This is a genomic window from Streptomyces exfoliatus, assembly GCF_000725545.1.
Taxonomy (GTDB): domain Bacteria; phylum Actinomycetota; class Actinomycetes; order Streptomycetales; family Streptomycetaceae; genus Streptomyces; species Streptomyces exfoliatus.
The window spans coordinates 16042-30112 of sequence record NZ_JNZP01000022.1 but is presented as its reverse complement, the minus strand read 5'-3'; the positions used below and the strand labels follow the sequence as shown (position 1 = coordinate 30112).

13 protein-coding genes and 1 riboswitch are annotated in these 14071 nt (G+C 72.4%); of the genes, 12 read left to right on the top strand and 1 reads right to left on the bottom strand.

Annotation, left to right across the window (positions count from 1 at the left end):
- The first annotated feature begins 70 nt into the window (after positions 1-70).
- The 11 genes from IO20_RS0125310 to IO20_RS40820 all read left to right on the top strand — a co-directional run bounded on the left by IO20_RS0125310 (position 71) and on the right by IO20_RS40820 (position 11621).
- Entirely contained in the window at positions 71-718 is a 648-nt protein-coding gene (locus tag IO20_RS0125310; protein ID WP_030553993.1) for a TetR/AcrR family transcriptional regulator, read from the top strand.
- A gap of 313 nt (positions 719-1031) precedes the next feature.
- Complete coding sequence (gene hpnC, locus IO20_RS0125305) at positions 1032-1943, top strand: squalene synthase HpnC (RefSeq protein ID WP_030553992.1); 912 nt, start codon at positions 1032-1034, stop codon at positions 1941-1943.
- Positions 1940-2890: a presqualene diphosphate synthase HpnD gene (gene hpnD, locus IO20_RS0125300; protein WP_030553991.1), complete on the top strand. Its 951-nt coding sequence runs from the start codon at positions 1940-1942 to the stop codon at positions 2888-2890. The genes hpnC and hpnD overlap by 4 nt, the downstream gene beginning before the upstream one ends.
- 82 nt (positions 2891-2972) lie before the next feature.
- Positions 2973-4373, top strand: a complete 1401-nt coding sequence (hpnE, locus tag IO20_RS0125290) for a hydroxysqualene dehydroxylase HpnE (RefSeq protein WP_030553990.1) — start codon at positions 2973-2975, stop codon at positions 4371-4373.
- Positions 4370-5470 (top strand): polyprenyl synthetase family protein, encoded by a 1101-nt coding sequence (locus IO20_RS0125285; protein ID WP_051874656.1) that lies wholly within the window; start codon positions 4370-4372, stop codon positions 5468-5470. The genes hpnE and IO20_RS0125285 overlap by 4 nt, the downstream gene beginning before the upstream one ends.
- Positions 5471-5576: 106 nt before the next feature.
- The gene (gene shc, locus IO20_RS0125280; protein ID WP_030553988.1) at positions 5577-7568 is read left to right on the top strand and encodes a squalene--hopene cyclase; all 1992 of its coding nucleotides are present in this window, start codon (positions 5577-5579) and stop codon (positions 7566-7568) included.
- Positions 7568-8242 (top strand): phosphorylase family protein, encoded by a 675-nt coding sequence (locus IO20_RS0125275; RefSeq protein WP_030553987.1) that lies wholly within the window; start codon positions 7568-7570, stop codon positions 8240-8242. Before shc ends, IO20_RS0125275 begins: the two co-directional genes overlap by 1 nt.
- 7 nt (positions 8243-8249) lie before the next feature.
- Entirely contained in the window at positions 8250-9272 is a 1023-nt protein-coding gene (gene hpnH / locus IO20_RS0125270; protein ID WP_030216062.1) for an adenosyl-hopene transferase HpnH, read from the top strand.
- Between the two features lie 31 nt (positions 9273-9303).
- On the top strand, positions 9304-10713 hold the full coding sequence (locus tag IO20_RS0125265; protein WP_030553985.1) for an aspartate aminotransferase family protein: 1410 nt from the start codon (positions 9304-9306) through the stop codon (positions 10711-10713).
- A gap of 78 nt (positions 10714-10791) precedes the next feature.
- Positions 10792-11421, top strand: a complete 630-nt coding sequence (locus tag IO20_RS0125260) for a helix-turn-helix domain-containing protein (protein ID WP_051874655.1) — start codon at positions 10792-10794, stop codon at positions 11419-11421.
- A gap of 35 nt (positions 11422-11456) precedes the next feature.
- Complete coding sequence (locus IO20_RS40820) at positions 11457-11621, top strand: DUF6126 family protein (RefSeq protein ID WP_169749542.1); 165 nt, start codon at positions 11457-11459, stop codon at positions 11619-11621.
- A 61-nt stretch (positions 11622-11682) separates the two neighbouring features.
- On the opposite strand, the gene IO20_RS0125250 is transcribed toward IO20_RS40820, so the two are convergent.
- On the bottom strand, positions 11683-12495 hold the full coding sequence (locus IO20_RS0125250) for a tyrosine-protein phosphatase (RefSeq protein ID WP_030553981.1): 813 nt from the start codon (positions 12493-12495) through the stop codon (positions 11683-11685).
- Between the two features lie 389 nt (positions 12496-12884).
- Positions 12885-13045, top strand: a riboswitch (cyclic di-AMP (ydaO/yuaA leader).
- Positions 13046-13049: 4 nt separating this feature from the next.
- Here IO20_RS0125250 and IO20_RS0125245 point away from each other — a divergent pair.
- Positions 13050-14039 carry a LysM peptidoglycan-binding domain-containing M23 family metallopeptidase gene (locus IO20_RS0125245; protein ID WP_030553980.1) on the top strand — a complete coding sequence of 330 codons (990 nt, stop codon included), beginning with the start codon at positions 13050-13052 and terminating at the stop codon, positions 14037-14039.
- The last annotated feature ends 32 nt before the right edge of the window (positions 14040-14071 follow it).

The following is a 14071-nucleotide window of genomic DNA, read 5'->3' as shown; positions in this document are numbered from 1 at the left end:
TCTTCCGTTTTTCGCGCGTCGCTCCGCCACCTGGAATGTTCATGCGGTCAACATCGGGCAGGATGAGCCCATGGCAGCGATCTCGGGGGGAAACACCTATCATCACGGCGATCTGCGCAACGCGCTGATCTGCGCGGCCGTCGCCCTCGCCACCGAGGGCGGCCCCGAGCGGGTCGTCCTGCGCGAGGCGGCCCGCCGGGTCGGCGTCTCGCCCACCGCCGCCTACCGGCACTTCGACGGACGCGGTGAACTGCTGCTCACCGTCAGGACCCACGCCCGGCGCGAACTCGCCGACTCCATGGAGCGGGCCGCCGCCCGCGAGCCGGGCGCCGACGACCCCGCCCTGGCGGCCGAGCGCCGGGTCGCCGCCCTCTGCCGGGGGTACGTCGGCTTCGCCGTCGAGCAGCCCGGCCTCTACCGGGCCGCGTTCTGCGTCCCCCGCCCCGCCGCCCCGGACGAACCGGCGCAGGAGCGGCCGCAGGCCGAGCCCGAGATCCGCGCCTTCACCCTGCTGAGGGAGGCGCTTGAGACGCTCGCCCGGTCCGGCGCCGCCCGGCCCGGCACCCGCCCCGCCACCGGCGCCGCCGCGTGGTCGGCCGTGCACGGACTGTCACTCCTGCTGGTCGACGGGCCCCTTCGCCGCCTTCCCGCGCAGCGCAGGAACGCCGTCGTCGAGACGACCCTCGCCATGGTGGTCTCGGGCGCGCGCGCCCTCTGAGTCTCCCTGCAAGTCGAACTCCCTTGTCTCACCGCCGGGTTGATGACCCGTACGGGTGAGGTTGCCGCCGCCCGGCACCCCGGAACGCCGACGGACGTCGTACAACGTAAGCTGGAGCGGTCTGTTTCGCGGCAAGTAGGGCGATACCCCACGGCCAATGAGCCCCCGGGCGGCAGCCCTATGGGCGGGGGTCGGCGGCGTGTCCGAAATAGGATGGATTGGATCGGCAGTGTAGAACGGGAGACGTGACGGCCATGACGCAGAATCTCCAGCTCCATGAGGGTGTCGCCGTCCCTCCGGCGGGCAGTGACCTGTGACGGACACCAGGCAGGCGCGCCCCGACGCCTCCTCGCACGCCACACTCGGCAAGGCCGCGGACGAGAACTTCCCCGTGGCCCCCTTCTTCCTGCCCCGGGCCTGGCGCGACGACCTGATGGCCGTCTACGGTTTCGCCCGCCTCGTCGACGACATCGGCGACGGCGACCTCGCCCCCGGCGGCGCCGACGCCATCCACCTCGGCCTCGACCCCGAGACCGCCGAGGACCGGCTCGCCTTCCTCGACGCCTTCGAGGCCGACCTGCGCCGCGTCTTCGACGGCAGCCCGCGCCACCCCCTGCTGCGGGACCTCCAGCCGACCGTCCGACGGTGCGGGCTCACCCCCGAGCCCTTCCTCGGCCTCATCGCCGCCAACCGCCAGGACCAGCGGGTCGGCCGCTACGAGACGTACGACGACCTCCTCGCGTACTGCGAACTCTCCGCCAATCCCGTCGGCCGGCTCGTCCTCGCGATCACCGGCACCGACACCCCCGAGCGGATCAGGCGCTCCGACGAGATCTGCACCGCCCTGCAGATCGTCGAGCACCTCCAGGACGTCGCCGAGGACCTCGGACGCGACCGGATCTACCTGCCCGCCGAGGACCTGAAGCGGTTCCACGTCACCGAGGCCGACCTGGCCGAGCCCACCGCCGGCGCCTCCGTCCGCGCCCTGATCGCCTTCGAGGCCGAGCGGGCCCGCGCACTGCTGCACGCGGGCAGCCCGCTCGTCGGCAGCGTCCACGGCCGGCTCCGCCTCCTCCTCGCGGGATTCACCGCCGGAGGACTCGCGGCGCTCGACGCGATCACCGACGCCGGATTCGACGTACTGACCGGCCCACCGAAGTCCACCAAGCCGAACCTGATGCGCCAGGCGGGAGCGGTTCTGCTCCGCGCGCGGAGAGAGGGGTGAGCGCGACCGTGGAGGGACACCCCCAGTCGTCCGCACCGGTACAGGCCGCCTACAGCTACTGCGAGGCGGTCACCGGACAGCAGGCGCGCAACTTCGCCTACGGGATCCGGCTGCTCCCGGCCGAGAAGCGCCAGGCGATGTCCGCCCTGTACGCCTTCTCCCGGCGCGTCGACGACATCGGCGACGGCACGCTCGCGCCCGAGGTCAAGCGGGAGCGCCTGGAGGCCACCCGCGCCCTGCTCGACCGGATCCGCGCCGGAGAGGTCGAGGAGGACGACACCGACCCCGTCGCCGTCGCCCTCGCCGACTCGGCCCGCCGCTTCCCGATCCCGCTCGACGGCCTCGACGAACTCATCGACGGCGTCCTCATGGACGTCCACGGCGCCACCTTCGAGACCTGGGACGACCTCAAGGTCTACTGCCGCTGCGTCGCCGGGGCGATCGGCCGGCTCTCCCTCGGCGTCTTCGGCACCGCGCCCGGCGCCCAGGGCGCCGACCGCGCCCCCGAGTACGCCGACACCCTGGGCCTCGCGCTCCAACTCACCAACATCCTCAGGGACGTACGCGAGGACGCGGAGAACGGGCGGACCTACCTGCCGGCCGACGACCTCGCCAAGTTCGGCTGCGGCGAGGGCTTCGGCGGCGAGGCCCCGCCCGCCGGCGCCGACTTCGACGGCCTCGTCCACTTCGAAGTGCGGCGCGCCCGCGCCCTGTTCGCCGAGGGCTACCGGCTGCTGCCCATGCTCGACCGGCGCAGCGGCGCCTGCGTCGCCGCCATGGCCGGCATCTACCGCCGCCTCCTCGACCGGATCGAACGCGACCCCGGGGCCGTGCTGCGCGGCCGGGTCTCGCTGCCGGGCCGCGAGAAGGCGTACGTCGCGGTGCGCGGTCTCTCCGGCCTCGACACCCGCCACATCGCCCGCCGTACGGTCAGGAGGCGTGCATGATCGTTCCGTACGCCCCCGCCCGCCGGGCAACCCCGGACGCCGCCCCGGCGTCCCTGCCCGCGACGACCCGAACGGAGGCCGCGTGACCCACGAAGGAACCGAGCGAGAGGCCCGGCAGCCCCACGCCGTCGTCGTCGGCGGCGGGCTCGCCGGGATCACCACCGCGCTCCGGCTCGCCGAGGCCGGAGTCGGCGTCACCCTCCTCGAAGGCAGGCCCCGGCTCGGCGGCCTCGCCTTCTCCTTCCGCCGTGGCGACCTCACGGTCGACAACGGCCAGCACGTCTACCTGCGCTGCTGCACCGCCTACCGCTGGTTCCTCGACCGGATCGACGCCGCCCGGCTCGCACCCGTCCAGGACCGCCTCGACGTGCCCGTCCTCGACGTCGGCCACCCCCGCGGACCCCGGCTCGGCCGGATCCGCCGCGACAACCTCCCCGTCCCGCTGCACCTCGCGCGCAGCCTCGCCACGTACCCGCACCTCTCGCTCGCCGAGCGTGCCTCCGTCGGCCGGGCCGCGCTCGCCCTGAAGAAGCTCGACCCCGCCGACCCGGCGCTCGACGGCGTCGACTTCGCCACCTGGCTCGGCCGCCACGGGCAGTCCCCGCGCGCCGTCGAGGCCCTGTGGGACCTCGTCGGCATCCCCACCCTCAACGCCCCCGCCCCGCAGGCCTCCATGGGCCTCGCCGCGATGGTCTTCAAGACCGGTCTGCTGTCCGAGCCCGGTGCCGCCGACATCGGTTGGGCCCACGTCCCGCTCGGTGAACTCCACGACACCCGGGCCGCGAAGGAGCTCGACGCCCTCGGCGTCCGCACCCTGCTCCGCACCAAGGCCGACCGGATCTCCCGTACCGACGACGGACGTTGGACCGTCGACGTACCCGGCGAGACGCTCACCGCGGACGCCGTCGTCCTCGCCGTACCGCAGCAGGAGACCCACGGACTGCTGCCCGAGGGCGCCCTCGACGACCCCGACCGGCTCCTCGACATCGCGACCGCCCCCATCCTCAACCTGCACGTCGTCTACGACCGCAAGGTCCTGAAGCGGCCCTTCTTCACCACCCTCGGCTCCCCGGTGCAGTGGGTCTTCGACCGCACCGACTCCTCCGGACTCACCGGCGGCGGACAGTACCTCGCCGTCTCCCAGTCCGCCGCCCAGGACGAGATCGACGAACCCGTCGCCGCCCTGCGCGCGAAGTACCTTCCCGAGCTGGAGCGGCTGCTGCCCGCCGCCCGCGGCGCCGGGATCCGCGACTTCTTCGTCACCAGGGAGCGGACGGCGACGTTCGCCCCCACCCCGGGCGTCGGCCGGCTGCGCCCCGGCGCCCGCACCCGTGCCCCGGGGCTGTACCTGGCCGGGGCCTGGACCGCCACAGGCTGGCCCGCGACCATGGAGGGTGCCGTCCGCAGCGGTTTCAGCGCCGCGGGCGCCGTGCTCTCCACCCTCGGCCGCCGCCATGACCATCCGCTGCAGGAGGCGGTATGAGTGTGAGTACCGGAACAAGAGGAGAGACCGTGCCGACAGCGCCGCCGGGTAATCCGGCCGTCGACACCGCGGACGTGTCCGCACTGCTGGAGCGGGGGCGGACCCTGTCCACCCCCGTACTGCGGGCGGCCGTCGACCGCCTCGCGCCGCCCATGAACACCGTGGCCGCCTACCACTTCGGCTGGATCGACGCCCACGGCAGGCCCGCGGACGGCGACGGCGGCAAGGCCGTCCGCCCCGCGCTCGCCCTGCTGTCGGCCGAGGCCGCGGGCGCCGGGCCCGAGGTCGGAATCCCCGGCGCCGTCGCCGTGGAACTCGTCCACAACTTCTCGCTGCTGCACGACGACCTGATGGACGGGGACGAGCAGCGCCGCCACCGCGACACCGTGTGGAAGGTGCACGGCCCCGCGCAGGCCATCCTCGTCGGCGACGCCCTGTTCGCGCTCGCCAACGAGATCCTCCTCGAACTCGGCACGGTCGAGGCGGGCCGCGCGACCCGCAGGCTCACCACCGCCAGCCGGAAGCTCATCGACGGGCAGGCCCAGGACATCTCCTACGAGCACCGCGAGCGGGTCACCGTCGAGGAGTGCCTGGAGATGGAGGGCAACAAGACGGGCGCCCTGCTCGCCTGCGCCGTCTCCATCGGCGCCGTGCTCGGCGGCGCCGACGACCGCACCGCCGACAAGCTGGAGGAGTACGGGTACCACCTGGGCCTGGCCTTCCAGGCCGTGGACGACCTGCTCGGCATCTGGGGCGACCCGGAGGCCACCGGCAAGCAGACCTGGAGCGACCTGCGCCAGCGCAAGAAGTCCCTGCCGGTCGTCGCCGCCCTCGCCGCCGGCGGCGACGCCTCCGAGCGACTCGGCGAACTGCTCGCCGCGGACGCCAAGTCCAACGACCTCGACGGCTTCTCCGAGGAGGAGTTCGCCTTCCGGGCGGCCCTCATCGAGGAGGCCGGAGGACGCGAGTGGACCTCCCAGGAGGCCCGCCGCCAGCACGCCGTCGCGATCGCGGCCTTGGACGAGGTGGACATGCCCGCCCGCGTACGGGCGCAGCTCACCGCGCTCGCCGACTTCGTGGTCGTACGGAAGAGATGATCACCATCACCCTGATATGAGTTCGCGGTCGCCGGCCGGTGCCCTCCGGCGCCGGCCGACGGCAGACCCGCAGAAGCAGAAGACACCGACTGCCAAAGGGGAAGCCATGACAGCGACGACCGACGGGAACCCCGGGGCCGCGAGCCCCGGGGAAGCCGCGGCCAGCACGACGCACGAGCCCCGACGTGGTGCCACCGCGTCGGACCTCGACGGGACCGCCGCGCGCGCCGCGGAACGGGCCGTCGAGCACCTGCTCGCCCGACAGGATCCCGAGGGCTGGTGGAAGGGCGACCTGGAGACCAACGTCACCATGGACGCCGAGGACCTCCTCCTCCGCCAGTTCCTGGGCATCCTCGACGCCGACACCACCCGCGCCGCAGCCCTCCACATCCGCCGCGAACAGCGCGAGGACGGCGCCTGGGCCACCTTCTACGGCGGGCCCGGCGAAGTCTCCGCCACCGTCGAGGCATACGTGGCCCTGCGACTCGCCGGAGACCTGCCCGAGGCCCCGCACATGGCACGCGCCGCCGCCTGGGTGCGCGCCAGGGGCGGCATCGCCGCCGCACGGGTCTTCACCAGGATCTGGCTCGCCCTCTTCGGCTGGTGGCGTTGGGAGGACCTGCCGGAACTGCCCCCGGAACTGCTCTTCCTGCCGAAGTGGTTCCCGCTCAACATCTACGACTTCGGCTGCTGGGCCCGGCAGACGATCGTGCCGCTCACTGTCGTCTCCGCGAAGCGCCCGGTCCGCCCCGCGCCCTTCCCGCTCGACGAGCTGCACACCGATCCGGCCCGGCCGAACCCGCCCCGGCCCCTCGCCCCGGCGACCGGCTGGGACGGGATCTTCCAGCGGCTCGACAAGGCGCTGCACGCCTATCACCGGGTGGCGCCCCGCGCCCTGCGCAGGACCGCCATGAACGTCGCCGCGCGCTGGATCGTGGAACGCCAGGAGAACGACGGCTGCTGGGGCGGCATCCAGCCCCCCGCCGTCTACTCCGTCATCGCCCTCCACCTCCTCGGCTACGACCTCGGGCACCCCGTCATGCGCGCCGGTCTCGAGTCGCTCGACCGGTTCGCCGTGTGGCGCGAGGACGGCTCGCGGATGATCGAGGCCTGCCAGTCGCCCGTGTGGGACACCTGCCTCGCCACGATCGCGCTCGCCGACGCGGGGCTCCCGCCGGACCACCCGGCCCTGGTGAAGGCCGTCGACTGGATGCTCGACGAGGAGATCACCAGGACCGGCGACTGGGCGGTACGGCGGCCCGAACTCCCGCCGGGAGGCTGGGCGTTCGAGTTCCACAACGACAACTATCCCGACATCGACGACACCGCGGAAGTGGTGCTCGCCCTGCGCAGGGTCCGGCACCCCGAGCCCGCACGGGTGGAGGCGGCCGTCGCCCGCGGCACCCGCTGGACGCTCGGCATGCAGTCGCGGGGCGGCGCCTGGGGCGCGTTCGACGCCGACAACACCAGTTCCTTCCCGAACAAGCTGCCGTTCTGCGACTTCGGCGAGGTGATCGACCCGCCCTCCGCCGACGTCACCGCCCACGTGGTGGAGATGCTGGCGTACGAGGGCCTCGCCCAGGATCCCCGTACCCGCAGGGGAGTCGAGTGGCTCCTCGCCGAACAGGAGCCGAACGGCGCCTGGTTCGGCCGCTGGGGCGTCAACCACGTGTACGGCACGGGCTCGGTGCTGCCCGCGCTGATCGCCGCGGGACTGCCCGTCTCCCATCCGGCCGTCCGCCGGGCCGTCGGCTGGCTCGGGTCCGTACAGAACGAGGACGGCGGCTGGGGCGAGGACCTCCGCTCCTACAGCGACCCGGGGTGGATCGGGCGTGGGACCTCCACCGCCTCCCAGACGGGCTGGGCGCTGATCGCCCTCCTCGCGGCCGGCGAGCGCGACTCCGAGCCGGTGCGGCGGGGCGTCGCCTGGCTCGCCGCGACCCAGCGCGAGGACGGCTCCTGGGACGAGCCGTACTTCACCGGCACCGGCTTCCCCTGGGACTTCTCCATCAACTACCACCTCTACCGGCAGGTCTTCCCCCTCACGGCGCTCGGACGCTACGTGTACGGGGAACCCTCGCCCGGCAAGGAGCGCTGATGGGCCGCGAGCCGGACCCCGCCGCACCGCCGCCGCTGCTCATCGCCTGCGCGCTCGGCATCGAGCAGCTCGCCCTGCGCAGCGGCGACCGCGGCGGCGCCCCCGGGGCGGTGACCGTGCTCCGTACGGGCATGGGACCCGACCGGGCCCGCCGGGCGGTCGCCCGGACGCTCGGCGAGGAGCGGTGGCGGGACGCCGCCGTCATCGCCTCCGGCTTCTGCGCGGGGCTCGCCCCCGGTATGCACCCGGGGGACCTGGTCGTCGCCGACGAGACCCGCGGACCCGACGGCACGACCCCCTGCAGCGGCACCGAGCTCCTGGTGAAGGCCCTGGTCAAGGCGGTGCCGGGGCGGGCCGTCCACACCGGGCCGCTGACCGGATCCGACCACGTGGTGCGCGGCCCCGAGCGGGCCGCCCTGCGGGCCACCGGGGCCATCGCCGTCGACATGGAGTCCGCGGCGACCCTGCGTACGGCCCGGGGAGCCCTCTCGGGCGCCGGCACGGGGCCCGATGCCCGCCCGGTTGCGGCCGTCCGGGTGGTCGTGGACGCTCCAGAACATGAACTGGTGCGGATCGGCACGGTACGCGGGGGAATATCGGCCTTCCGTGTCCTTCGTGCCGTCCTTCCCGCATTCTTCGAATGGCACCGTTCTTTGCTGCTCCCCAGGAGGTGAACGAGTTATGGCCATGCCGCTCCGTCAGTCCATCCGGGTCGGGACCTACCTCTTCGAACAGAAGCTCCGCAAGCGGGAGAAGTTCCCGCTGATCGTCGAGCTCGAACCGCTCTTCGCCTGCAACCTCAAGTGCGAGGGCTGCGGCAAGATCCAGCACCCGGCGGGTGTCCTCAAGCAGCGCATGCCGGTCGCCCAGGCGGTCGGCGCGGTCCTGGAGTCCGGCGCCCCCATGGTGTCCATCGCCGGCGGCGAGCCGTTGATGCACCCTCAGATCGACGAGATCGTGCGCCAGCTGGTCGCCAAGCGCAAGTACGTCTTCCTCTGCACCAACGCCATGCTGCTCCGCAAGAAGCTGGCGGACTTCACCCCGTCCCCGTACTTCGCCTTCGCCGTGCACATCGACGGCCTGCGCGAGCGGCACGACGAATCCGTCGCCAAGGAAGGCGTGTTCGACGAGGCGGTGGCGGCCATCAAGGAGGCCAAGCGACGCGGCTTCCGCGTCACCACCAATTCCACCTTCTTCAACACCGACACCCCGCAGACCATCATCGAGGTGCTCAATTACCTCAACGACGACCTCCAGGTCGACGAGATGATGATCTCGCCCGCGTACGCGTACGAGAAGGCCCCCGACCAGGAGCACTTCCTCGGCGTCGAACAGACCCGCGAACTGTTCAAGAAGGCCTTCGCGGGCGGAAACCGGCGCCGCTGGCGGCTCAACCACTCGCCGCTCTTCCTGGACTTCCTGGAAGGAAAGGCGGACTTCCCGTGCACCGCCTGGGCCATTCCGAACTACTCGCTCTTCGGCTGGCAGCGCCCCTGCTATCTGATGAGCGACGGATACGTGCCCACGTACCGCGAACTCATCGAGGACACCGACTGGGACAAGTACGGCCGCGGCAAGGACCCCCGCTGCGCCAACTGCATGGCGCACTGCGGCTACGAGCCCACCGCCGTCCTCGCCACCATGGGCTCCCTCAAGGAATCCCTGCGCGCGATCAGGGAGACCGTCTCGGGGAACAACGGGTGAGTGCCTCGTGAAGGGTGAGGACGAGCCTCGCATGAAGGGTGAGGACGGGCGTCCCGTGAAGGGCGGGTTCGACGTGCGGGCGCTGCTCGCCGAGCGCGGCGGCGAGCGGTACGAGCTGCACGCCAAGTACCTCAACCACCAGCTGCCGCGCATGCTCCACACCATCGGCTTCGACAAGGTGTACGAGCGGGCCGAGGGCGCCCACTTCTGGGACGCCGACGGCGTCGACCACCTCGACATGCTCGCCGGCTTCGGCGTGATGGGCCTCGGACGGCACCACCCCGTCGTCCGCAAGGCCCTCCACGACGTCCTGGACGCCCAGCTCGCCGACCTCACCCGCTTCGACTGCCAGCCCCTGCCCGGACTCCTCGCCGAGCGGCTCCTCGCCCACAGCCCGCACCTCGACCGGGTCTTCTTCGGCAACAGCGGCACGGAGGCCGTGGAGACCGCCCTCAAGTTCGCCCGGTACGCCACCGGGCGGCCCAGGGTCCTCTACTGCTCCCACGCGTTCCACGGCCTGACCACCGGCTCCCTCTCCGTCAACGGCGAGAAGGGCTTCCGGGACGGCTTCGCCCCGCTGCTGCCCGACACGGCGATCGAGCTCGGCGACCTCGACGCCCTGGAGCGGGAGCTGCGCGGGGGCGACGTGGCCGCCTTCGTCGTCGAGCCCATCCAGGGCAAGGGGGTCCACGAGGCCCCGCCGGGCTTCCTGCGCGCCGCCCAGGAGCTGCTGCACCGGCACGGGGCGCTGCTGATCGCCGACGAGGTGCAGACCGGCCTCGGCAGGACCGGCGACTTCTACGCGTACCAGCACGAGGAGGGGGTCGAACCGGACCTGGTCTGCGTCGCCAAGGCGCTCTCCGGCGGGTACGTGCCGGTCGGCGCCACCCTCGGCAAGGACTGGATCTTCAAGAAGGTCTACTCGTCGATGGACCGGGTGCTCGTCCACTCGGCGAGCTTCGGCGCGAACGCCCAGGCCATGACCGCGGGACTCGCCGTCCTGTCGGTCATGGAGAACGAGGGGACGGTCGCGCACGCCCGCCGGATCGGCGACCTGCTCTCGGGCCGGCTGAAGGAGCTCGTGCCCCGGTACGAACTCCTTCACGAGATCCGCGGCCGAGGTCTGATGATCGGCATCGAGTTCGGCCGGCCGTCCTCGCTGGGGCTGCGCGGGCGCTGGACGATGCTCCAGGCGGCCCGCAAGGGCCTCTTCGCCCAGATGGTCGTGGTGCCGCTGCTCCAGCGGCACCACATCCTCACCCAGGTCTCCGGGGACCATCTGGAGGTCATCAAGCTGATCCCGCCGCTGATCATCGACGAGGCCGACGTGGACCGGTTCGTCACCGCCTTCACGGCGGTCATGGACGAGGCCCACGGCGGCGGCGGGCTGATGTGGGACTTCGGGAGGACACTGGTCAAGCAGGCGGTCGCGCAGCGCTGACAGCCTTGGCTTTTCCACGGCTTTTGCCTCTGAGGCAAGAAACTTGCCTCAGAGGCACGAAGCTGGCGGAATGGACGCATGGACCACGTCCCCGGGGACCCCTCCCCGGACCCTGCCACCTCCGCCGACCTGCCCGACGTCGCCCCGCAGCTGCGGGCCCTGCGCCGGCGGCGGGGACTCACCCTGGAGGCCGCGGCCCGGCGGGCCGGCCTCTCGCCCGCCCATCTGTCGCGGCTTGAGACCGGGAACCGGCAGCCCTCGCTGCCCATGCTGCTCGGCCTCGCCCGCATCTACGGTACGACGGTCTCCGAGCTGCTCGGCGAGGCGCTCCCCGAGCGCGACCCCGTCGTCCGGGCCGGCCGCTCCGAACCCGTCGAGGCCGACGGCTGGATCTACCGCCAGGTGGGCGGCGCCGGGCGCGCCCTGCAGTGCCTGCGGGTCCACGTGCCGCACGCCACCCGGGCCGACATCGTGCGCGTCCACCCGGGGGAGGAGTGGATCCATGTCCTGGAGGGCCGGGTGCGGCTCGCGCTCGGCGAGACCGTCCACGTCCTCGACCCCGGCGACAGCGCGCACTTCGACTCGCTCACCCCGCACCGGATCGGCGCCGCCACCCCCGGCGGGGCGGAGCTGCTGTTCGTGCACACCCTGATGCAGAGTCCCGCGGCCGAGCTGTGCCTCGGCGACGGCACCCCGCACCGGCGCTGAGCCCCGTGGCCCCGCATTCCTTCGAAAGGATCGAAATGTCCGAGACCTCCGACAAGTCGCGACCGGTCACCGGTGAGGAGCGCGGGGAGGGCAAGTTCCCCAGGGGTCTGGTGCTCCGGCTGTTCGCCTACCTGGTCGCAGGGCACCTCTTCGCCGGCTTCCTCTACCTGCTCTTCATGCTGGGCGGGCAGAACCAGTAGGACGGGGAGGGGGCCGGGCCTGGCGGAGCCGTGGGGGCGCCCGGCCCGGCGGGCGGCCCGCTCACGCCTCGGTGAGCAGGCGCTCCCGGAGACGCTCAAGGGTCTCGGGGGCCAGCTTCAGGCCCTCCGTGAGGTAGGTGTCCACCGAGCCCCAGGTCGCCTCGATCGTCTCGAAGGCGCCCCGCAGGTACTCGACCCGCGCGTCGAAGAGCGGGCTCAGCAGCTCCATCACCTCGGGCGACATCGCGTCCGGGGCGGTGGAGCTGCGGCGCACCTTGTAGCGGCGGTGCGGGTCGTTCGACTTCACGTAGTCCGCCTCGATCGCCTCCCGCTCGACCCCGAGGGCGAGCAGGGTGATCGCTATGGAGAGCCCGGCGCGGTCTTTGCCGGCCGCGCAGTGCATCAGGGCGGGGAGGCTGTCCTCCGCCATGGAGTGCAGGATCCGGCTGTGCTCAGCGGTCCGCTCGATCACCATCTTCCGGTACGAGTCGGACATCCGGGCGGCGGCCTTGCCGTCGCCGAGGATCTCCCGCAGCTGCTCGATGTCCCCGTCGCGGACCAGCTTCCAGAACTCCTTGCCGTCGGCCGGATCGTTGAGCGGTATGTTCACGTTCCGCACGCCGGGCAGCTCGACGTCAGGGCCCTCGATCCTGCGGTCGGCCACGTTCCGGAAGTCGAAGACGGTGTGCAGTCCCAGCGAGTCGAGGAAGACGACGTCCGTCTCGGTCGCGTGGGCGAGGTGGCCGCTGCGGAAGAGGCGTCCGGGCCGCACGGCGCGCCCGTCCGTCGTCGGCAGGCCGCCCACGTCCCGGAAGTTGCGGACCTCGGCGAGCTCGGGTTCGTTCAGTTCGACGGGCGGCAGCTGCTGCGTCACGGATGCTCCTGGTGGTCGACGTTCGGGTGTCCCGACGTGAGATCGGTTCCGGGGGCAATCATCCAGGCGGGGCGGCGACGGCGCACCCCCCTGGACGGGAATGGGCGATCTGTCCGTATTGAGGCCTTGCGTATAACGCGCCCTGTTTACAGGCGAGATGAGCCCCGGCGCGTGAGCAGCGTCATAAAGGTGACGGATCGTGGCCGAAGGCCAGGAGCAATTGCCGTGCGGAAAAGGGAAATCGAAGGACCGTCATCCACGGAGGGTGACCGGAATTCGGCGCGAAAGCCGGGGCGGGGAAAGCCGGTGGAAATCCGCGGCTTGTTCGCGCCGACCCCCCTCGTCTAGCGTCACCGTCAATCCGGTCGGACCGCCGAATCCTGCCACCGTCCGGAATTCCACTCATCCCATGCGTGGCAGGAGCGGGGGACCCACGGAAGTACGCCGGTCCCGCGACGCAGGACGGCTCGGGGTGAAGCCGCGTGAGAACGCGGCCGGGCATCTCCAGTCCGAACCCGACAGCTCACCTCGCAGGCGCCGGAGAGGAATTCGCCATGCCCGCGAAGGGTAAGCACCGCCGCATCACGTCCAACCGTCTGACCCGCGGAATCGCCGCCGCCGGTACGGGAGGCGCCGTCGTCGCCCTCCCGCTCCTCGGTGCCACCGGGGCCCACGCCGCCCCGGCCGCCGTCCCCGGTCAGGCCGTCACCGCCGCCGCCCAGGTCGCGGCCCCCGCCGCCGTCCAGGCCGCGCCCGCCGCCGCGAAGGCCGCGCCGAAGACGTACTCCGTCGTGCCCGGCGACTACCTGTCGAAGATCGCCGCCGACCACGACCTCACCGGCGGCTGGCAGAAGCTGTACGCCGACAACCGCCAGGTCGTCGGCGAGGACCCCTCGCTCATCCTGCCGGGCATGAAGCTCACGCTCGGCGCCAAGAGCACCGCCGCCCCGAAGAGCGCCGCGCCCAAGAAGGCCGCCGCCCCGAAGAGCACCCAGAAGAGCTCCGCCGGGTCCTCCGCCAAGAACGGCGACACCCCGCGCGCCTCCCGCGGCAGCGAGCGCCCCGCCGCCCCCGCCACCACGGAGTCCTCGGCCCCCGCCGCCTCGACCTCCTCCGGCTCCTCCAGCGCCTCGACCTCCTCCGGCTGGGTCGCCCCGGTCAGCGGCGGCGTCTCCACCCCGTACCGCGCCTCCGGCTCCATGTGGTCCTCCGGCTACCACACCGGTGCCGACTTCATCGCCTCCTCCGGCACCACCGTCCGCGCCGTCGGCGCCGGCACGGTCGTCTCGGCCGGCTGGAGCGGCGCCTACGGCAACGAGGTCGTCATCCAGCACGCCGACGGCAACTACTCCCAGTACGCCCACCTCTCCTCCCTCGCCGTCTCGTCCGGCCAGGCCGTGACCGGTGGACAGCAGATCGGCCTCTCCGGCTCGACCGGCAACTCCACCGGTCCGCACCTGCACTTCGAGATCCGCACTTCGCCGAGCTACGGCTCGGACATCGACCCGCTCGGCTACCTGCGCCAGCACGGCGTCTCCATCTGACGCCGACAGGTCCCTCCGACGCGCGCACGCGT